Source organism: Collinsella sp. AF37-9 (assembly GCF_003475115.1).
Lineage (GTDB): Bacteria > Actinomycetota > Coriobacteriia > Coriobacteriales > Coriobacteriaceae > Collinsella.
In genome coordinates, this window is record NZ_QROQ01000057.1 from 1 (window position 1) to 297 (window position 297).

Genomic DNA, 297 nt, shown 5'->3' on the forward strand with positions numbered 1-297 from the left:
CCACGAACGCCTGCGAGATGTGGATCCCGCACTGCGAGCCCGTCGCCTTCAGTGTCCCGGTGCCGCGAAGCGTCAGGTTGCCCCACACCTCCATGCCGCACAGCGTGATGTCCGCATCGGGCGCATGTGACTCCGTCACGGAGTTTTACCCGGCAAGCGTCAGCACCAGGTCGCCTTTGGCGCCGATGGCCTCGCCCGCGTAGCCGTTAAGGTCAAGGTGGTCGGCATCGGTCCAGGCCCAGCCGGGGCCCGACACGCCCGGCTCGTAGTACGTCGCGCCCGCGATGATGAGGCTCT